This window comes from Paracidovorax wautersii, from assembly GCF_900113035.1.
In the GTDB taxonomy this organism is placed as follows: Bacteria; Pseudomonadota; Gammaproteobacteria; order Burkholderiales; family Burkholderiaceae_C; genus Paracidovorax; species Paracidovorax wautersii.
Window position 1 is genome coordinate 137,715 of the sequence record NZ_FONX01000009.1, and the last position, 19,160, is coordinate 156,874.

Annotated in this window: 15 protein-coding genes; 13 read left to right on the forward strand and 2 right to left on the reverse strand. The window is 70.8% G+C overall.

From position 1 onward, the window contains the following. Nucleotides 1–293: 293 nt before the first annotated feature. From BM070_RS14440 to BM070_RS14455, 4 genes are read left to right on the forward strand one after another with little or no spacing between them, the layout of a single operon-like run. Complete coding sequence (locus BM070_RS14440; RefSeq protein ID WP_092940119.1) at nucleotides 294–1,022, forward strand: DUF3348 family protein; 729 nt, start codon at nucleotides 294–296, stop codon at nucleotides 1,020–1,022. Beyond that, nucleotides 1,019–4,225 (forward strand): DUF802 domain-containing protein, encoded by a 3,207-nt coding sequence (locus BM070_RS14445; RefSeq protein ID WP_092940120.1) that lies wholly within the window; start codon nucleotides 1,019–1,021, stop codon nucleotides 4,223–4,225. Before BM070_RS14440 ends, BM070_RS14445 begins: the two co-directional genes overlap by 4 nt. A 4-nt stretch (nucleotides 4,226–4,229) precedes the next feature. Continuing rightward, on the forward strand, nucleotides 4,230–4,898 hold the full coding sequence (locus tag BM070_RS14450) for an OmpA family protein (protein ID WP_092940121.1): 669 nt from the start codon (nucleotides 4,230–4,232) through the stop codon (nucleotides 4,896–4,898). 15 nt (nucleotides 4,899–4,913) lie between these two features. After that, nucleotides 4,914–5,765: a DUF2894 domain-containing protein gene (locus BM070_RS14455; protein WP_092940122.1), complete on the forward strand. Its 852-nt coding sequence runs from the start codon at nucleotides 4,914–4,916 to the stop codon at nucleotides 5,763–5,765. 48 nt (nucleotides 5,766–5,813) lie between these two features. Here the strand turns inward: BM070_RS14455 and BM070_RS14460 are convergent, their stop codons facing one another. Both BM070_RS14460 and BM070_RS14465 read right to left on the reverse strand, forming a co-directional pair. After that, nucleotides 5,814–6,167: a c-type cytochrome gene (locus tag BM070_RS14460; protein WP_245785232.1), complete on the reverse strand. Its 354-nt coding sequence runs from the start codon at nucleotides 6,165–6,167 to the stop codon at nucleotides 5,814–5,816. Between the two features lie 211 nt (nucleotides 6,168–6,378). Beyond that, the gene (locus BM070_RS14465; protein ID WP_175518501.1) at nucleotides 6,379–6,813 is read right to left on the reverse strand and encodes a DUF1090 family protein; all 435 of its coding nucleotides are present in this window, start codon (nucleotides 6,811–6,813) and stop codon (nucleotides 6,379–6,381) included. A gap of 549 nt (nucleotides 6,814–7,362) precedes the next feature. Here BM070_RS14465 and BM070_RS14475 point away from each other — a divergent pair. The 9 genes from BM070_RS14475 (at nucleotide 7,363) to BM070_RS14515 (ending at nucleotide 19,122) form a co-directional block, all read left to right on the forward strand. Further along, entirely contained in the window at nucleotides 7,363–9,480 is a 2,118-nt protein-coding gene (locus BM070_RS14475; RefSeq protein ID WP_245785233.1) for a hybrid sensor histidine kinase/response regulator, read from the forward strand. Nucleotides 9,481–9,756: 276 nt separating this feature from the next. Next, entirely contained in the window at nucleotides 9,757–10,821 is a 1,065-nt protein-coding gene (locus BM070_RS14480) for a methionine ABC transporter ATP-binding protein (RefSeq protein WP_092940126.1), read from the forward strand. 5 nt (nucleotides 10,822–10,826) lie between these two features. After that, the gene (locus tag BM070_RS14485) at nucleotides 10,827–11,492 is read left to right on the forward strand and encodes a methionine ABC transporter permease (protein ID WP_092940127.1); all 666 of its coding nucleotides are present in this window, start codon (nucleotides 10,827–10,829) and stop codon (nucleotides 11,490–11,492) included. Nucleotides 11,493–11,663: 171 nt separating this feature from the next. After that, entirely contained in the window at nucleotides 11,664–13,244 is a 1,581-nt protein-coding gene (locus BM070_RS14490; RefSeq protein ID WP_092940188.1) for a methyl-accepting chemotaxis protein, read from the forward strand. A 152-nt stretch (nucleotides 13,245–13,396) separates the two neighbouring features. Further along, on the forward strand, nucleotides 13,397–14,194 hold the full coding sequence (locus tag BM070_RS14495; protein ID WP_245785234.1) for a MetQ/NlpA family ABC transporter substrate-binding protein: 798 nt from the start codon (nucleotides 13,397–13,399) through the stop codon (nucleotides 14,192–14,194). Nucleotides 14,195–14,478: 284 nt separating this feature from the next. Then, on the forward strand, nucleotides 14,479–14,958 hold the full coding sequence (locus BM070_RS14500; RefSeq protein ID WP_092940129.1) for a rhodanese-like domain-containing protein: 480 nt from the start codon (nucleotides 14,479–14,481) through the stop codon (nucleotides 14,956–14,958). A 118-nt stretch (nucleotides 14,959–15,076) separates the two neighbouring features. Further along, nucleotides 15,077–16,021, forward strand: a complete 945-nt coding sequence (gene epsC, locus BM070_RS14505; RefSeq protein WP_092940130.1) for a serine O-acetyltransferase EpsC — start codon at nucleotides 15,077–15,079, stop codon at nucleotides 16,019–16,021. Between the two features lie 106 nt (nucleotides 16,022–16,127). After that, nucleotides 16,128–17,060 carry a family 2A encapsulin nanocompartment shell protein gene (locus BM070_RS14510; protein ID WP_092940131.1) on the forward strand — a complete coding sequence of 311 codons (933 nt, stop codon included), beginning with the start codon at nucleotides 16,128–16,130 and terminating at the stop codon, nucleotides 17,058–17,060. A gap of 19 nt (nucleotides 17,061–17,079) precedes the next feature. After that, nucleotides 17,080–19,122, forward strand: a complete 2,043-nt coding sequence (locus tag BM070_RS14515) for a family 2A encapsulin nanocompartment cargo protein cysteine desulfurase (protein WP_092940132.1) — start codon at nucleotides 17,080–17,082, stop codon at nucleotides 19,120–19,122. The last annotated feature ends 38 nt before the right edge of the window (nucleotides 19,123–19,160 follow it).

A 19,160-nucleotide genomic window follows, 5' to 3' on the forward strand; every position in this document is an offset into this window, starting at 1 on the left:
GCTATCCACAAGCGCCGCAACGCCGCAGACCGCCCGCCGACGTAGCTGCCCTTCGGGTTGGAGCGAAATCGGGCGATTGGAGGCCCCGGCTGCTTGCATGGACACCAGCCCATGCGGCGCATCCGAAGCATCCACTCATCCCGATTGCGTTCCAACGCGATCCCCTGCGAGATCGTAAACACGTTCTTAGATTGGAGCATGCCGGCGGGCGGCTTGCCCCTGTGCGGCAGTGCCAGGCAGCCGGGGCCGATGGCCGTCCGTGTAGACTGCGCGGTTTTTTGCAACCGGCATCCATGGCGCAGCGACCCGATCGCACCCCCCTGACCGGTTCCACGCTCGTCCGCCTGCTGGCGGGGCTCATCGACCCGCAACAGCGGGTGCGCGATTCGCGGATGTCCTTCGCCGACGCCTTGAACCAATGGACGGGCTGGACCGAATCCCTGGCCCTGTCCCAGGCGCTCGAACGCCCGCTGCCGGCGGGCCTGCCCGCGCCTTCGGCCGACCGCCACGCGGCCGAGGCCGCCGAATGCCAGCGGGTGCGCACGTTGATGGCCCAGGCCATCGCGCGCGAGGTGGCCGAGGCCGGACGCGGTCCGCTGGACGCGGGCATGGGCTTCACGCCCTTCCGCCAGTGCCATCAGGCGCGCCAGCAGGCGATGGAAGTCGCCATCGGCCCCTTGCGCGAGCGCGTGCGCGCCGCGCTGGCCGAACGCCAGGGCGAAGCCGCCCGGCTGGCCGCGCTGGACGCGGTGATGGCCGAGGTGCTCGCCGCGCAGGAACGGCGTCTGCTCGCCACCGTGCCCGCGCTGCTGGCCCGGCATTTCGAGCGGCTCTGCGGCAGCGGCGCCGCCGATGCGGCAGCCGGCGAAGGCGCGCCGGCCCTGGACGAAGACGCGCGGCGCGAGCTGTTCCGCCTCGACCAGCAGGCCGTGCTGGTGGCCGAACTGGAGCTGCGGCTGCAACCCGTGCTGGGGCTGCTGGCAGCCCTGCAATCCCCATCCTCCCCAGAAGGTGGACCATGAAGAACAACGACAGACAGCATTCCTCCTCCTCTTCTTCTTCCTCCGCTTCCCAGGCCGGCGGCACCGCGGCCTTCGCCGCCGCCTTCGTGGCGGGGCTGCTCGTCATCGGCTGGGTGGCCTGGGGCTATGGCGCCGCCCACCCGCTGGCGCTGGGCATCACGCTGCTGATCGCGGGCTTCTACCTGCTGGGCGCGCGCGAGCTGCACCGCTACCGCCAGGGCACGGGCGCGCTCGCCGCCGCCCTGCAGGCCCCGCCGGCCGATGCCGCCGCGCTGGACGGCTGGCTCGGCCCGCTGCCCGCCGCGCTGCGCAGCGCCGTGCGCCAGCGCATCGACGGCCTGCGCGCCGGCCTGCCCGCGCCCGTGATGGCGCCGTATCTCACCGGCCTGCTGGTGCTGCTGGGCATGGTGGGCACCTTCCTGGGCATGGTCGTCACCCTGCAGGGCACGGGCGCCGCGCTGGCGGGCGCCGATGGGCTGGCCGCCATCCGCGATGCGCTGTCCGCGCCGGTGCGCGGGCTGGGCCTGGCCTTCGGCACCTCGGTGGCCGGCGTGGCGGCCTCCGCCATGCTGGGCCTGATGGGCGCGCTGGCGCGGCGCGAGCGCCTGCTGGCCGCCCAGCAGCTCGACGCGCTGCTGCCCACCGCGCTGCGCCCCTTCACGCCCCAGCATCAGCGCGAAGCCGCCTGGCGCCTGCAGGAGCAGCAGGCCGGCCTGCTGCCCACGCTGGTGGACCGGATCGGCGACGCCATGGCCGCCATGGAGCGCAGCCAGGCCGCGCTGGCCGAGCGCCTGCAGGCCGAGCAGGCCCGCTTCTATCGTGAAACCGAAACTGCCTACACGGGCTTGGCCGCCGCCGTGGAGCGCACGCTCTCGGCCAGCACCGCCGAAAGCGCGCGCCTGGCCGGCGCCGCGCTGCAGCCGGCCATCGAGGCCGCGCTGGCCGGCCTGGGCCGCGAAAGCGCGGCGCTGCAGACCGCGCTGGCCGACCAGGTGCGCCGCCAGCTCGACGGCATGGCCGGCCAGTTCGGCACCGCCACCGCCGCCATCACCACCCAGTGGACCGGCGCCCTGGCCGAGCAGCAGCGCACGAGCGATGCCGGCGCCCAGGCCCTGCGCGGCACGCTGGAAGAATTCACCCAGCGCTTCGAGCAGCGCAGCGCCGCCCTGGCCGACAGCCTGGGCGAGCGGCTGGCGCACCAGTCCGACGCGCTCTCTGCCCGTTGGGGCGAGGCCCTGGCCCAGCAGGCCGGCCACAGCGCCCAGCTGGCCGAGCGCCACGAAGCGGCCCTGAGCACCGCCGCCGAGCAATGGGCCCGCCATGCCGAGGCGCTGCACGCCGCCGTCGAAGGCAGCCACACCCGCCTGCAGGCCGATGCCGCCGCGCAGGACGCCGCACGCCAGGCTGCCTGGAACGCATCGCTGCAGACTCTGGCCGCCTCGCTGCAGCACGAATGGCAGACTGCCCAGGCCGGCGCCACCGCGCAATGGAAGGCCCTGGGCGAGACCCTGGCCACCACGGCCGACGGCATCGCCCAGCGCAGCGCCGAACAGGCCACGCAGCTGCTGTCGCAGATCGACCAGCGCGCCGCGCAGGACGAAGCCCGGCAGGCCGCCTGGACGCAGTCGCTCCAGGCCGTCGCCGAAACCCTACGCACTGAATGGCAGGCGGCCCAGGTCCAATCCACGGGCCAATGGCATCAACTGGGCGAGACCCTGGCCGCCACGGCCGACGGCATCGCCCAGCGCAGCGCCGAGCAGGCCACGCAACTGCTGTCGCAGATCGACCAGCGCGCCGCGCAGGACGAAGCCCGGCAGGCCGCCTGGACGCAGTCGCTCCAGGCCGTCGCCGAGACCCTGCGTAGCGAGTGGCAGGCGGCCCAGGTCCAGTCCACGGGCCAATGGCATCAATTGGGCGAGGTGCTGGCCGCCACGTCCGACGGCATCGCCCAGCGCAGCGCCGAGCAGGCCACGCAGCTGCTGTCGCAGATCGACCAGCGCGCCGCGCAGGACGAAGCCCGGCAGGCGGCCTGGACGCAGTCGCTGCAAGCCGTCGCCGAGACCCTGCGCAGTGAATGGCAGGCCGCCCAGGCGCAATCCACGGGCCAATGGCATCAACTGGGCGAGCTGCTGGCCGCCACGTCCGACGGCATCGCCCAGCGCAGCGCCGAACAGGCCAAGCAACTGTTGGCACAGATCGACCAGCGCGCCGCGCAGGACGAAGCCCGGCAAGTGGCCTGGACGCAGTCGCTCGAAGCCGTGGCGCAGACCCTGCGCAGCGAGTGGCAGGCGGCCCAGGTCCAGTCCACCGGCCAGTGGCATCAGTTGGGCCAGGAACTGGCCCGCACGGCCGAGGCCGTGACCGCGCGCGCGGCCGAACAGGCCACGCATTCGCTGGCGCAGATCGACCAGCGCGCCGCGCAGGACGACGCCCGCCAGACGGCCTGGACGCAATCGCTCGAAGCCCTGTCGGCCACGCTGCGCAGCGGCTGGGAGCAGGCCGGTGCCCGCACGGCCGAGCGCTGGGACGAGGCCAGCCAGGCCCTGGCCCGCAGCACCGGCCAGATCACCGAGGCGCTGGATGCGCACGCGCAGCGCACGCTGGGCGAGATCGGCACGCTGCTGCAGGCCGCGTCCGAGGCGCCCCGCGCCGCGGCCGAGGTGATCGGCGAGCTGCGCCAGAAGCTGTCGGACAGCATGGCCCGCGACAACGCCATGCTGGAAGAGCGCAGCCGCATTCTGGAAACCCTCTCCACGCTGCTGGAGGCCGTGAACCACGCCTCCGCCCAGCAGCGCGGCGCCATCGACACGCTGGTGGCCGGCACGGCCGAGCTGATGGAGCGCTCCGGCACCCGCTTTGCCGACACGGTGCAGGCCCAGGCCGAGCGCATGGATGCGGTGGCCGCGCAGCTCACCGGCAGCGCGGTGGAAGTCGCCAGCCTGGGCGAGGCCTTCGGCGCGGCGGTGCAGCACTTCGGCCATGCCAACGAGCACATGGTGGCCCAGCTGCAGCGCGTCGAGGCGGCGCTCGCCAAGTCGCTGGCGCGCAGCGACGAGCAGCTGGACTACTACGTGGCCCAGGCGCGCGAGGTGATCGAGCTCAGCGTGGGCGCGCAAAAGCAGGTGGTGGACGGGCTGCAGCAGGTAGCCGCCGCCCAGGCCGGCAAGCCGGCCCCGGCCGCCGCCGAGGCGGCGGGAGCCTGACGCCATGCTGGGCCATGAAGAACTGGAAGGCGCGGGCGGCGCGGGCCTGGATGCCGAGGTGCCCGTCTGGGCCGTGTTCGGCGACCTGATGGCGGGCGCGCTGGGCGCGTTCGCCCTGATTCTGGTGGCGGCGCTGGGCATGCAGATGGACCTGAGCGAGCGCCTGAAGACCGAGCAGCGCCAGCGCGAGGCGCAGACCCAGCGCCTGCAGACCCTGGAGCAGGCCCTGGCCGGGCCGCTCGCGGGCGGGCGCGTCACGCTGGTGGACGGGCGCATCGGCATCAGCGGCAGCGTGCTGTTCGCGCTCAACTCCAACGAACTGCAGCCCGAAGGGCGCCAGCTGCTCAGCAGCCTCTCGGGGCCGCTGACGAGCTATCTGCGCCAGCGCGGCGAGATCCTGATGGTGAGCGGCTTCACCGACGACCAGCCCTTGAAGGACGGCAACCGCTTCACCGACAACTGGGAGCTTTCGGCCCAGCGCGCGCTGACGGTGACGCGCGCGCTCATCGAAGCCGGCGTGCCGGCCTCCAGCGTGTTCGCCGCCGCCTTCGGCGCCGAGCAGGCCGTGGCCTCCAACGCCGACGCGGCCGGCCGCGCCCGCAACCGCCGCGTGGAAATGGCGCCCATGCCGCGCCCGGCGCGCAGCGATGGCGCAGCGCCCGCGGGGCATTGAGCGCGGGCCTCTCCCATGCAAGAGCCTTCCCCACCGGATGATGTCGCGGCCCCGGCCTGCGCCGAAAGCCCGGGCCATGCCGCGCCGGACGATCTGACGGCGCAGCTGGCCGCCTGGCATGCGCAGGGCGGCCATCGGCTGGAGCCGGTGCGCTTCGCCCTGGTCGAGGCCCTGGCGCGCCGCGCCGCCGGCCATCAAGGCGCCGTGCGGCAGGTGCTGGATGCGCGGCTGCAGACGCTGGCGGCCGACCTGCGCGTGCGGCTGGCCGGCCGTCTGGCCACCGAAGCCGCCCGGGCCGAAGCCGAGCCGGCGATCAGTCTGCGGGGCCGCCTGGGGCAGCTGGCGGATCGACTGGCCGGCGTGGCCGAGCCCATCGCCGCGGCATCCGGCCCGCAGGGCGCTGCACCTGCGCCGGCAGCGGCTGCCCCGGCCAGTTCGGGGCGGGGGGCTCGCTCGTCAGCGCGCCAGCGCGCGGCGGCTGCGGCTTCCGACGTGCCGGCGATCACCGTGCTGGAATCGCCGCCCCAGGTGCTGCCCAGCATGGCAGGTTCGGGCTCGGCGGGGCCTGCGTCTCTCGAATTGGCGGCCGTGCGGCGGTTTCGCGGCACCTGGTCGCGCCTCTCGGCCGAAGAGCGGCTGCGCCAGACCCTGGCCCAGGTGCCACCCCAGGCCGGGCCCTTGAATGCGCTGCATCTGCTGCATCGGGCGCTGGTGGGCATGCACGGCATCTCGCCCGAATACCTGCAGCACTTCGTCGCCCAGGTCGATGCGCTGCTCTGGCTGGAGCAGGTGCAGGCAGCCTCGCTGCCGTCGTCCTCCATCGCCCGCGCCAAGGTCCGGGGCAAGGCGGTGGTGCGCAAGCGCTGATCGCCTCGTGCTGATCGATCGCCCATCGCAGGGCGTCGCGCTCCGGGGCTAGCGCTTGTCCGGCGCCGGCAGGCCGGTGATCCAGGTGGCGAGCGCCGTCGCTTCGGTGGCCGAGACCTGCGGCTGGCGCGGCATGATGACGCGGCCCCATTCCCCCACGCTGCCCTGGCGGATGCGGCCGGCCAGCCGCTCGGCCGCGCCGGGATCGCTGCGGTAGCGGTCGGCCACCTGCTGGAACGCGGGGCCCACGTAGTGGCGGACGACGTCGTGGCAGCGCACGCAGCCCTTGTCCTTGGCGAGCGCCAGTCCGGCCGGAGGTGGCCCATCGGCGGCCTGGGCCCCGGCGGGGCAGAGCAGGGCCAAAACGAGGCCGGCGGTGAGGGCGTTTGGGAGCCGTGGCATGGCGTGGATCGTGGGAGGTGAGGCGGACTTGCGCCGGATGCGGGGGATTCTGACCCCAATCCGGCCGCGTGGCGTGCCCATCGCGCCCATCGCACCCAGGGCAACCTACACAAAAGCGCCCGGCGCACGTCATGCGTGCGCCGGGCGCTATGGTCTTTGATGGCGGCACGGCCGCCGCTCACGGGCGGGCTGGCCGTTTCACGTCATCTTTTCACTGCGCAGGCTGGGCGGGCTTGCTGCTCTTGTCTGCCTGCGGCTTCTTCTTGGCGGGCGCCTCGCGCTTCATGCGCTCCAGTTCGGCCTGGGCTTTCTGCAGCTTGGCGCGGGCCTTGGTGGCATTGCCCTTGCCGTCCTTCTCGGCCGCATCCACGGCCTTCTGCAGTTCGGTCACCCTCTTTTCCTGGGTGCTGATGCGGCGTTCGCGCATCACGCGCTCGCCGGGCTCGCTGCAGCTCACGGCCAGCTCGCCCCGGGCGCGCTCCAGCGACATCGCATGGGCGTCCTTGCCGGCGGCCTTGGCGTTCTCCATCTCGCTGGTGAGGCCGGCCCGTTTCTGGGCGCAGTCGTCCGGGTCGGACGGCTGGGCAAAGGAGAGGGTGGAGGCCGACAGGGCGGCGATGGCGATCAGGGTGGTGGCGAACTTCATGACGGGCCTTGTGAAAACGATGCTGCGCAGCATGCCGCCGGGCCGCGGCCGGCCTCGTCGGACGGCAGCGCGTCAGCGCGCAGGGCGCCGCCACGCCTGCCATACTCGGCCGGTGGGGCCTCCGCCGCCGGGCGCTGGCCTTAGAACGTGTTTACGATCTCCCAGGGGTCGCGCAGCTACGTCGGCGGGATGGGATGCAAGGCGCGGTGCGCAGTGGATAGCACGGCTATCCACAAGCGCCGCAACGCCGCAGACCGCCCGCCGACGTAGCTGCCCTTCGGGTTGGAGCGAAATCGGGCGATTGAACGCCCCGGCTGCTTGCATGGGCACCAGCCCATGCGGCGCATCCGAGGCATCCACTCATCCCGATTGCGCTCCAACGCGATCCCTTGCGAGATCGTAAACACGTTCTTAGCCCCGGCCTCGCGCGCCGTGCTCCAGAGGGATATCGAGGCAGGCTCCGGGCATTCACCATTAGACTTTCGCCCTGGCTTCAGGCCCAGCCCTGCCTCCGCTCGCCCATTTCCGTCCTGCTTGTTTCCCCGTTCCATGCTCGTTCCCACCGTTGTGTCCACCGACTTTCCGAAGGCTTCAGGCCGGATGAGCGAAAAGGTGCGCCTGTACGACTGGAGCGACCATCCGCTGGGCCCGCCGGCGCAGTGGCCGCTGATCCTGCGGTTCGCGCTGGAGTCGATGCTCGCCACGCATATCCCTGCCTGCCTGATGTGGGGCCGGGACCATTTCTTCTTTTACAACGACGCCTACGGCACCATCCTGGGTGAGAAGCCCGAGGCGCTGGGCCTGCCGGCGAGCCTGGTCTGGGCCGAGGTCTGGCCGGCCATCCTGCCGCTGGTGGAGCGCTCGTTCGGCGGCGAGACCATCTTCGTCGAAGACTATGCGCTGGACATCTACCGGCACGGCGTGTCCGAGACGGCGTACTTCACCTTCTGCTACAGCCCGCTGCGCGACGAGCGCGGCGAGGTCGTGGGCATTCTCGACACGGTGATGGAAACCACCGGCAAGGTGATCGCGGAGACCCGCCTGCGCGAGCAGAACGCCTCGCTGGAAAAGCTGGTGTCGGCGCGCACGGCCGACCGCAACCGGCTGTGGCAGAACTCCGATGCATTGCTGGTGGTGACCCGCTTCGACGGCGTCATCGTCACCGTCAACCCGGGCTGGACCGCGGCGCTGGGTTGGACCGAGGAGGAAACCGTCGGCCGCCACATCCTCTCCTTCGCGCACCCCGACGAGACCAGCGCCGTGCTGGGCGAGCTGGACCGCCTGCGCGGCGGGGCCGAGCGCAGCCAGGCCACGCAGCAGTTCCGCCACCGCGACGGCTCCGACCGCTGTATCAGCTGGACGAGCATCCCCGCCGACGGCTTCATCCAGGGCGTGGGCCGCGACATCACCCAGGAGCGCGCCCAGGCCCAGGCCCTGCACGACGCGGAAGAGCGCCTGCGCCAGAGCCAGAAGATGGAGGCCGTGGGCCAGCTCACGGGCGGCATCGCGCACGACCTGAACAACATGCTGCAGGGCATCGTGCTGCCGCTGCAGCTGATCCGCCAGCGCGTGGCGCAGCAGCGCTACGGCGACGTGAGCCGCTATGTGGACGCGGGGCTGGCCTCGGCCCGGCGCGCCGGCTCGCTCACGCAGCGGCTGCTGGCCTTCTCGCGCCGCCAGCCGCTGGATTCGCGCGCGGTGGACCTGGGCGAATCTCTGCGCGGGCTGGAGACGGTGCTGCGCACCACCTGCGGCGAGAACATCACCATGGCCATGGAGCTGGACGACAACGGCTGGCGCGCGCTGACCGATGCGCACCAGTTCGAGAGCGCCATCCTGAACCTGGCGATCAACGCCCGCGACGCCATGCCGCAGGGCGGGCAATTGCGCATCAGCGTGCGCAGCTGCTCGCTGGGCGAGCAGCAGGCCAGCCAGCACCAGGGGCTGGAGCCGGGCGACTACGTGTGCGTGACCGTGGCCGACACCGGTACCGGCATGCCCCGCGAAGTGATCGAGCGGGCCTTCGACCCCTTCTTCACCACCAAGCCCATCGGGCAGGGCACGGGCCTGGGCCTGTCGATGATCTACGGCTACATGCGCCAGACGGGCGGGCTGGCCGTGATCGACAGCGCCGAAGGGCAGGGCACGCGCGTGCATCTGTACTTCGTGCGCACCGAGGCGCCCGAGGCCGAGCAGCGCCATGAGGTGCTCGACAGCCAGCCCGCCGACAAGCGCCCCGACTCCGTGCTGGTGGTGGAAGACGACGACACCGTGCGCTCGCTGGCGGTGGAGCTGCTGCGCGACATGGGCTTTCAGGTCATGCAGGCGGCCAGCGGCACCGAGGCGATGGCGCTGCTCTCCGGCGCGCTGCATTTCGACCTGCTCCTCTCCGACGTGGGCCTGCCCGGCCCCAACGGCCGGCAGGTGGCGGACTTCGCCCGCGAGAAGCTCTCCGGCATCCGCGTGATCCTGATGACGGGCTATGCCGAGCAGGCCGCCATGAACCCGAACTTCCTGGGCCCGCAGATGGAACTGCTGGTCAAGCCTTTCGATGCGCAGGCGCTGGTTTCCAAGGTGCGCGGCGTGATGGGCCTGGCCCCGGCAGGCGACGGGCGCGAGGGCGCCGACGGCGAGGCGACGGCGGGCGAGGCCTATCCCTTGTACTGACGAGCAGGCTTGCCGGGCGCAGGCTTCAAGGGTGTTTTCTGCCCCTTGCGCGCATGGGGTAAAGGCATGATGCTATGATTAGTGTAGCAACCTGCCGGGCGCCTGCGTGCAGTGACGCGCGGCGACATAACCGGGGCCTATAACCACTCAACGATTCGGTCGTTGCCGCAGCTGGGCCGCCGGCTTAGAGTTCGGGCCCTTCACGCATTCGCATTGCGCCGCCCGGCACGCGCTGGCCTGCCGGGCGGCGCTTTCTTTTTCCTTTCCCTTGCATTCATGATCGACTTACGGGGTATCACCCAGATTTACCAGGGGCCGCAGGGCCCGGTGGAGGCGCTGCGCGGCATCGACCTGCACATCCAGCCGGGCGAAGTGTTCGGCATCATCGGCAAGAGCGGGGCGGGCAAGAGCTCGCTGGTGCGCGTCATCAACCTGCTGAACCGGCCCACCACGGGCCAGGTGATCGTCGGCGGTAGCGATCTGGCGCAGATGAGCGATGCCCAGCTGCGCGAGGCGCGCCGGGGCATCGGCATGGTGTTCCAGCACTTCAACCTGCTGTCGTCGCGCACGGTGTTCGACAACGCCGCGCTGCCGCTGGAACTGGCCGGCATGGACCGCGCCGCCATCCGCGAGCGCGTGAACCCGCTGCTGGAGCTGGTGGGCCTGTCGCATCTGGCGGACCGCTACCCCGCGCAGATCAGCGGCGGGCAGAAGCAGCGCGTGGGCATCGCCCGGGCGCTGGCCAGCCGGCCCAAGGTGCTGCTCTCCGACGAAGCGACTTCGGCGCTGGACCCGGAGACCACGCGCTCCATCCTGGCGCTGCTGCGGCAGGTCAACCGCGAGCTCGGCCTGACGGTGGTGCTCATCACCCACCAGATGCAGGTCATCAAGCAGGTGGCCGACCGCGTGGCCGTGATCGACGCCGGCCGCATCGTGGAGCAGGGCCCGGTGCTGCAGGTCTTCACGCGCCCACAGCAGTCCATCACCAAGAGCCTGATCGACGAGATCCTGCCCCAGGAGCTGCCCGCCAGCGTGCTGGACCACGTGCGCCACCTGGCCTCGCAGCTGCCCGCGCAAGAAACGGGCGAGCTGCTGCGCCTCTCGTATGCGGGCGAGCACGCCTACCAGCCCATCCTCTCGCGGCTGATCCGCGAGCACGGGCTGGACCTGTCCATCCTGCACGGGCAGATCGACGAGATCCAGGGCCAGACCTTCGGGTCGCTGGCGGTCTATGTGAGCGGCGAGGGCACGCGCCTGGCCGCCGCCGTGGCGCAGTTGCGCGCCGAGGGCGTGGTGGTGGATGAAGTGAAGGTGTCCGCTCGCGCGGGCGTGGAGGGCTGAGAGCGATGTTCGAGAACTTTTCCGAAATGATGGTGGACCTGTTCGTCACCTCGCTGTGGGAGACGCTCATCATGGTGGGCATCTCCGGCGTGGCCGGTGCGCTCATCGGCATTCCGCTGGGCGTCTTCCTGCGGCTGACCGACAAGGGCGGCGTGCTGGAGAACGGCGCCGTCAACAAGACGGTGGGCTGGATCGTGAACGCCGTGCGCTCCACGCCGTTCATCATCCTGCTGGTGGCGATCATCCCGTTCACGCGCTTCATCACCGGCTCGTCCATCGGCACGGCCGCGGCCGTGGTGCCGCTCACCATCGCCGCCGCGCCTTTCATCGCGCGTCTGGTGGAAGCCTCGCTGCGCGAGGTGGACAACGGCCTGATCGAAGCCGCCCAGTCCATGGGCGCCACCACCTGGCAGATCGTCTGGAAGGTGCTGCTGCCCGAGGCGCTGCCCGGCATCGTCGCGGGCCTGACCATCACCTTCGTGAGCCTCACGGGCTATTCGGCCATGGCCGGCGCCATCGGCGGCGGCGGCCTGGGCGACCTGGGCATCCGCTACGGCTACCAGCGCTTCCTGCCCGACATCATGCTGGCCGTGGTCGTGGTGCTGATCTTCTTCGTGCAGGCCGTGCAGAGCCTGGGCGACTGGGCCGTGCGGCGCCTGAGCCACCGCTGATCGCCCCCGGCCCTGCAGGGGCGGCGGCCCGCCGCGGCAGCCGCTCCAGGCCGTGGAAAACCTTGCAGGGATTCATCGGCGCGATAGGAATTTCGATGCATCCAGGCCCTGCGGCGGGCCGTACCATCCCGTGTCATTTTTCGTGACATTTTTTTACACAGGATGAACTGCATGGTTTTCTCTCGCATGACCGTGGCCCGTCGGCTCACGGTCGCTTTCGGCCTCGTGCTGGGCCTGCTGGTGGTGCTGGTCGGCATCGCGCTCACGAAGGTGCTGGTCATCGACCGGGCCTTGAGCGCCAACGATGCCGAGCATGTGCCCATCCAGCGCTACGCCATCAACTTCCGGGGCTCGGCGCACGATCGCTCCATCGCCGTGCGCGACGTGGTGCTGGCCGCCACGCCCGAGGAACGCGAGCGCGAGGTGGGCGTCATCGCCTCGCTGGCGGCGTTCTACGCGCAGTCCGCCGCGCCGCTGGAAAAGCTCCTCACCCAGCCCGGCACCGCGCCGGAACTCAAGCAACTCTACGAAGACATCCGCGCCCGCGAGGCCCAGGCCGTGGCCACCACGCAGCGCATCGTCGCCCTGGCCGGCGCAGGCGATGCCACCGCGCGCACCGTGCTCTGGGGCGAGGCCAAGCCGCAATACGTGCAGTGGCTGGCCTCCATCAACCGGCTGATCGATTTCGAGGAAGGGCGCATCCGCTCGGAGAACGCGGCGGCGCTGGAGCAGGCGCGGGGCTTTCTCGCCGTCATGCTGACGGCCCTGGTCATGGCCCTGGGCGTGAGCGCGCTGGTGGCCTGGGCCGTGTCGCGCAGCCTGCTGGGGCAGCTGGGCGCCGAGCCGCTCGCGCTGGCGAGTCTCGCGGGCCGCGTGGCCTCGGGCGACCTGAGCCCCGTGGCCGGCGCCGCGACGGCGCGGCCCGGCAGCGTGCTCGCCTCGCTGGGTGGCATGCAGCAGAACCTGGCCGCCGTGGTGGCGCAGGTGAGCGCGGCATCGCAGCAGGTCAGCCACGGCTCGGTCGAGATCGCCCAGGGCAACCACGGCCTGCTGCAGCGCACCGAAGAGCAGGCGCAGCACCTGCAGCAGACCACGGCGTCGATGGAGCGCATGACCGAGTCGGTCAACGGCAATGCCGAATCGGCCCGCCAGGCGGCGCAGCTGGCCCAGTCGGCCAGCGCCGCCGCCGGCAAGGGCGGCACGGTGGTGGGCGAGGTGGTGGCGACCATGGACGCGATCACGTCCAGTTCAAGCCAGATCGCCGACATCATCGGCGTGATCGACGGCATCGCCTTCCAGACCAACATCCTGGCGCTGAACGCCGCCGTCGAGGCGGCCCGGGCCGGCGAGCAGGGCAAGGGCTTCGCGGTGGTGGCGAGCGAAGTGCGCAGCCTCGCGCAGCGCAGCGCCCAGGCGGCGCGCGAGATCAAGTCGCTCATCGACCAGAGCGTGGCGCGCGTGGGCGAGGGCGCCCGCCAGGTGGCGCAGGCCGGCTCGGCCATGACGGACATCGTCGAGCAGGTCGAGCGCGTGACCCAGCTCATCGCCGGCATCAACGAAGCCACGGCGCAGCAGGCCCGCGGCATCGCATCGGTGGGCCAGGCCGTCACCCAGCTCGACGGCGCCACCCAGCAGAACGCGGCCATGGTCGAGCAGAGCGCGGCGGCGGCGCAGGCCCTGCAGCGGCAGGCCGCCCATCTGGCGCAGGTGGTCGGCGTGTTCAAGCTGGAGCAGGGCGGCGTGGGCGCCTGAGCCTTGCGTTCGGAGGACCTGTTCCACGCGGCTCCCGGAAAGGCCTGGGGCAGGTTCTGAGTTCACGATCTGAGCACATGCCCATTCCATCGTTGGCCGGTGGGCATGGGGCACGTACGATCGGAGGTTTTCTCTCCTCAAGGTATTTCCTCGTGAACAAGCGTTCCCTTCTTCAGTCCACCCTCGCCCTTTCGGCTGCCGCTCTCTTCATGCACGGCGCGCTGGCGCAGGACAAGCCCATCAAGGTCGGCGTGACGGCAGGCCCGCACGCGCAGATCATGGAACACGTCAAGAAGATCGCCGAGAAGGACGGCCTGAAGATCCAGATCGTCGAATTCAGCGACTACGTGCAGCCCAACGCCGCGCTGGCCGCCGGCGACCTGGACGCCAACAGCTACCAGCACAAGCCCTATCTGGACGCGCAGGTCAAGGACCGCGGCTACAAGCTGGTGTCGGTGGGCTACACGGTCAACTACCCCATCGGCCTCTATTCCAAGAAGGTCAAGAAGCTCGAAGACCTGAAGGAAGGCGCGCGCTTCGGCATCCCGAACGACCCGACCAACGGCGGCCGCGTGCTGCTGGTGCTGCAGGACAAGGGCCTCATCAAGCTCAAGGACGGCGCGGGCCTGAAGGCCACGCCGCTCGACGTGGTGAGCAACCCCAAGAAGCTGCGCTTCGTGGAACTGGACGCCGCCCAGCTGGCCCGCTCGCTGGACGACCTGGACGCTGCCGCCGTCAACACCAACTTCGCGCTGTCGGCCGGCCTGAACCCGGCCACGGACGCCATCGCGCGGGAAAGCGCCAAGAGCCCCTACGTGAACATCATCGCCGTGCGCGAGGCCGACAAGGACAAGCCCTGGGTCGCCAAGCTGCTCAAGGCCTACCAGTCCGAGGACACGCGCCGCTTCATCCAGAGCGAATTCAAGGGGGCGGTGCTCGTGGGCTGGTGATCCGCGTTCCATAGAGCCGAAGGCGCTGCACGCTCTGCGGCGCCTCTACCGGGCCATGTCGCTTCCTGCGGGAAGGGCATGGCCTTTTTTCTTGGACGCCCATTTCTGGCGGGCGTGCTTCATAGATGTTTAGGTGCTTTAAAACTGAAAATTGATTCGTTTGAGTTTTATGGGGCGCTCACTACAGTGAACTTCAGACCTCCTGCACCACGCCATCAGCGGTGCGGGGCGTCCGGTTCCAACAAGGCCGACAGGCCGCCACCATTTTCAGGAAAGCCCCTTCCATGACGTCCTCCGTACTGCACGACATCGAACTGCCCGAAGCCCTGCAGGCCGCCCGCGAAGCGGCCAGCGCCGAAGGCCTTGCCTACCCCGGCGGCGTGACGCCGCGCCAGGCCTGGGCCCTGGCCTCGGCCGGCCAGGCGCTGCTGGTGGATGTGCGCTCCGGCGAGGAGCGCAAGTTCGTCGGCCATGTGCCCGGCAGCGTGCATGTGCCCTGGGCCACGGGCACGGCGCTCACCCGCAATCCGCGCTTCGTGCGCGAACTCGAAGCCGTGATCCAGAAGGCGGGCGGTGAACTACCGGTGCTGCTGCTGTGCCGCAGCGGCAAACGCTCCGTGCTGGCGGCCGAAGCGGCGGCCAAGGCCGGCCTCGACAACGTGTTCAACGTGCTCGAAGGCTTCGAGGGCGAGATCGACGGCGCCCAGCAGCGCGGCCATGCCGACGGCTGGCGCTTCCACAGCCTGCCCTGGGTGCAGGACTGATCCTGCCCCGCAGGCCCGCCCGCCATCGCGGCGGCGGCGCAGGGCGGGCCGTCACATGCCTGCTGTAGCGTCTTGCCGCCAGCCGGCAGGCACCATGGCACAAATACAGGGAGGCCGCGTGGCCCGTTTCGATATCGATGGCATCGTGCAGGCACTGCACGCGGTGCGCCGTGACTGGCGCGACTCCCAGAACCGCTCGCAGGAGCCGGGGGGGCGCGAATTCCCGTCGCGCGATGCGCTGGGCCAGGCGCTGGAGCAGCTCAAGGGTGCGCTCTTTCCCATGCGGCTGGGCCCGCAGGATCTGCGGCAGGAGAGCGAAGACCTCTACGTCGGCCACACGCTGGACGTGGCCCTGCACACGCTGCTGGCGCAGGCCCGGCTGGAGCTGCGCTACGGCGCCCGCCACCTCGGCGCGCTCGACGAGGAAGCCATCGCCGGCCAGGCGCGGCAGGCGGTCGAGGCCTTCGCCGCATCGCTGCCCGCCATCCGCCGCCTGCTCGACAGCGACGTGCTCGCCGCCTACCAGGGCGACCCCGCGGCCCGCAGCGTGGACGAGGTGCTGCTGTGCTACCCCGGCGTGCTGGCCATGATCCACCACCGCATCGCGCACCGGCTCTACGGCCTGGGCCTGCCGCTGCTGGCGCGCATCGTGGCCGAGCTGGCGCACGGGCAGACGGGCATCGACATCCACCCGGGCGCGCGCATCGGCGCGGGCTTCTTCATCGACCACGGCACGGGCGTGGTGATCGGCGAGACGGCGGTGATCGGCGAGCGCGTGCGCGTCTATCAGGCCGTCACGCTGGGCGCCAAGCGCTTTCCCACCGATGCCGAAGGCCACCTGCAAAAGGGCCTGCCGCGCCACCCGGTGGTGGAGGACGACGTGGTCATCTACGCCGGCGCCACGGTGCTGGGCCGCGTCACGCTGGGCCGGGGCGCGGTGATCGGCGGCAACGTCTGGGTGACGCACGACGTGCCGGCCGGCGGCCATGTCTCGCAGGCCGTAGCCCGCGACAACAGCCGCCCCGGCAGCGTCGCCGACCTGGGCACCGAGGCCGCGCAGTGAATTCCCGCGCCCGCGCCCTGGCCGCAGCGCGTGCGCCGTTTCCCGTTCTTTCGCGCCATTTCGCTTCTTCTTCTTCAGCCATTCCATCGATCAAGGGAGTTTCACCATGACTGCAACCGTAGGCGGCATTACCGCCCTGGGCGACAACGCCGCACGGCAACTGGCCAATGCCACCAAGACCGCGCCCCAGCTCGAGACCATCAGCCCGCGCTGGCTTACGCACCTGCTGCAGTGGGTGCCGGTCGAAGCGGGTATCTACCGCGTCAACAAGGTCAAGAACCCCGAGGCGATCAAGGTCACCTGCACGGCCAAGGAGCAGGAAAACCAGCTGCCGCGCACCTTCGTGGACTATGAAGAAAAGCCGCGCGAATACTTCCTCAACGCCGTCAGCACCGTGCTGGACGTGCACACCCGCGTCTCCGACCTCTACAGCAGCCCGCACGACCAGATCAAGGAACAGCTGCGCCTGACCATCGAGACCATCAAGGAGAACCAGGAAAGCGAGCTCATCAACAACCCCGACTACGGCCTGCTGGCCCAGGTGACGGACGAGCAACGCATCTTCCCGCTGACCGGCGCGCCCACGCCCGACGACCTGGACGAGCTACTCACCAAGGTCTGGAAGGAGCCGGCCTTCTTCCTCGCGCACCCGCTGGCCATCGCCGCCTTCGGCCGCGAGGCCACACGCCGCGGCACGCCGCCGCCCACCGTGAGCCTGTTCGGCTCGCAGTTCATCACCTGGCGCGGCATTCCGCTGATCCCGTCCGACAAGGTGCCGGTGGCCGACGGCAAGAGCAAGATCCTGCTGCTGCGCGTGGGCGACAAGCGCCAGGGCGTGGTGGGCCTGTTCCAGCCCGGCCTCTCGGGCGAGCAGGGCCCGGGCCTGTCGGTGCGCTTCATGGGCATCAACAACCATGCGATCGCGTCGTATCTGATCTCGCAGTACTGCTCGCTGGCCGTGCTCACCTCCGATGCGCTGGCCGTGCTGGACGATGTCGAGGTGAACAAGTACCACGACTATCCGGACACCTACAAGTGATGAAGAAAGAGCGGCGGCCATGACCTCCACCCTTCTTCATTCCGCAGGCGCCGATGCGTCCTCAGCGCAGTCCGCACCCATCGATCCGGCGCTGATCGCACGCATGGCGAATGCGTTCTTCCAGGCACGGCCGGGCGAAGCGGCCGGGCCGGCGGGCGGCTTTCCGTCCACGCCGCCCGCATCGCTGGCGGGGCTGGGCGGCACGCCCCCGGGCGTGCAGGCGCCGGTCAACATCGCGCCGCCGGGCTCGCCGCTGGCCAGCCCGGCCGGCTTCGGCCCCGGCGTGCCGGGCACCCCGATTCCGCAGGGCCAGGTGCCGGGCTCCAACCTGCTGCCGGCATCGCCCACGGCGGTGCTCTCGCTCGGCCACCGCGCGCCCGCGCTGCTGCCCCATGCGGTGGCTGGCAACGGCGTGCCTGACACGGTGCTGGGCGCGCTGCCGGCCTACGAGCCGCGCCTGGGCAGCCGCGTGCAGGGCGTGCCCGAGGCCGCTGCGCCCAGCGCCGCGCTAACGTACCCGGCAGCCGCTGCCGCCCCGGCTTCGCCTTACTACTTCGTCGGCGAGCGGCTGCAGCCGCCGTCGCCGGGAGGGGCTCCTGCCACTGCCACTGCCGGGGCCGATCCGCTGGAAGCGCTGGCGCGCCAGCCGTTCGCCTCTCCGCAGGTGCCGCCGCTGGGCGCAGCGCCTGCCGCTCCGGCCGGGCCCGTGGCGGCAGCGCCGGGGGGCGATCCGCGTTTCTACTTCGTCGATGCGGTGGTGCTGCCCAGCGGCTACGTCACCCCGGCCAAGCCCGCGCCGCACGGCAGCGTGCCGCTGGCGGGGCAGGGGCGGCATCCGCCGTTCGACGTGCAGGCCATCCGGCGCGACTTTCCCGTGCTCTCCGAGCGCGTGAACGGCCGCCAGCTGGTGTGGTTCGACAACGCGGCCACCACCCACAAGCCGCGCGCGGTGATCGACCGCATCAGCCACTTCTACGAGCACGAGAACTCCAACATCCACCGGGCCGCGCATGAACTCGCCGCGCGTGCGACGGACGCCTACGAAGGCGCCCGCCAGCGCGTGAAGACCTTCATCAACGCGCCCGACGTGAACGAGGTGATCTTCGTGCGCGGCACCACCGAGGCCATCAACCTGGTGGCCAATAGCTGGGGCGCGCAGCATGTGGGCGAGGGCGACGAGATCATCGTGAGCCACCTGGAGCACCACGCCAACATCGTGCCCTGGCAGCAGCTGGCGGCCGCCAAGGGTGCGAAGCTGCGCGTGATCCCGGTGGACGATTCGGGCCAGGTGCTGCTGGACGAATACCAGAAGCTGCTGAACGACCGCACGAAGATCGTCGCCGTCACGCAGGTCTCCAACGCGCTGGGCACGGTGGTGCCGGTCAAGGAGATCGTGGCGCTGGCGAAGCGCGCGGGCGCCAAGGCGCTGGTCGATGGCGCGCAGTCGGTGTCGCACATGCGGGTGGACGTGCAGGACCTGGGCGCGGACTTCTTCGTCTTCTCGGGCCACAAGGTGTTCGGGCCGACCGGCATCGGCGTGGTCTGGGGCAAGCGCGAGGTGCTCGAAGACATGCCGCCCTGGCAGGGCGGCGGCAACATGATCGCCGATGTGACCTTCGAGAAGACCGTGTTCCAGCCGATCCCGAACAAGTTCGAGGCCGGCACCGGCAATATCGCCGACGCGGTGGGCCTGGGCGCGGCGATCGACTACGTGAACCGGGTGGGCATCGAGAACATCGCCCGCTACGAGCACGAGCTGCTGGCCTACGGCATGCAGCAGCTGCGCACCATTCCCGGCGTGCGGCTGATCGGCACGGCCGATGACAAGGCCAGCGTGATGTCCTTCGTGCTGGCCGGCTACTCGACCGAAGAGGTCGGCAAGGCGCTCAACGAAGAGGGCATCGCCGTGCGCACGGGCCACCACTGCGCGCAGCCCATCCTGCGCCGCTTCGGGGTGGAGACCACGGTGCGGCCGTCGCTGGCGTTCTACAACACCTTCGACGAGATCGACCGGCTGGTGGACGTGGTGCGCGCCCTGGCGGCGCGCCGGCCTGCGGGCTGACCGGGCCGCCTGGGCGTCTGCCGGCGATTTCCTGCGAG

Excerpts from the sequence above, each read along its gene's own strand:
- BM070_RS14455 (WP_092940122.1), top strand. The coding sequence starts at position 4,914 with ATGCAAGAGCCTTCCCCACCGGATGATGTCGCGGCCCCGGCCTGCGCC.
- BM070_RS14475 (WP_245785233.1), top strand. The coding sequence starts at position 7,363 with ATGCTCGTTCCCACCGTTGTGTCCACCGACTTTCCGAAGGCTTCAGGC.
- BM070_RS14500 (WP_092940129.1), top strand. The coding sequence starts at position 14,479 with ATGACGTCCTCCGTACTGCACGACATCGAACTGCCCGAAGCCCTGCAG.
- BM070_RS14465 (WP_175518501.1), bottom strand. The coding sequence starts at position 6,813 with ATGAAGTTCGCCACCACCCTGATCGCCATCGCCGCCCTGTCGGCCTCC.
- BM070_RS14510 (WP_092940131.1), top strand. The coding sequence starts at position 16,128 with ATGACTGCAACCGTAGGCGGCATTACCGCCCTGGGCGACAACGCCGCA.
- BM070_RS14485 (WP_092940127.1), top strand. The coding sequence starts at position 10,827 with ATGTTCGAGAACTTTTCCGAAATGATGGTGGACCTGTTCGTCACCTCG.
- BM070_RS14445 (WP_092940120.1), top strand. The coding sequence starts at position 1,019 with ATGAAGAACAACGACAGACAGCATTCCTCCTCCTCTTCTTCTTCCTCC.
- BM070_RS14490 (WP_092940188.1), top strand. The coding sequence starts at position 11,664 with ATGGTTTTCTCTCGCATGACCGTGGCCCGTCGGCTCACGGTCGCTTTC.
- BM070_RS14515 (WP_092940132.1), top strand. The coding sequence starts at position 17,080 with ATGACCTCCACCCTTCTTCATTCCGCAGGCGCCGATGCGTCCTCAGCG.
- BM070_RS14460 (WP_245785232.1), bottom strand. The coding sequence starts at position 6,167 with ATGCCACGGCTCCCAAACGCCCTCACCGCCGGCCTCGTTTTGGCCCTG.
- BM070_RS14440 (WP_092940119.1), top strand. The coding sequence starts at position 294 with ATGGCGCAGCGACCCGATCGCACCCCCCTGACCGGTTCCACGCTCGTC.
- BM070_RS14450 (WP_092940121.1), top strand. The coding sequence starts at position 4,230 with ATGCTGGGCCATGAAGAACTGGAAGGCGCGGGCGGCGCGGGCCTGGAT.
- BM070_RS14480 (WP_092940126.1), top strand. The coding sequence starts at position 9,757 with ATGATCGACTTACGGGGTATCACCCAGATTTACCAGGGGCCGCAGGGC.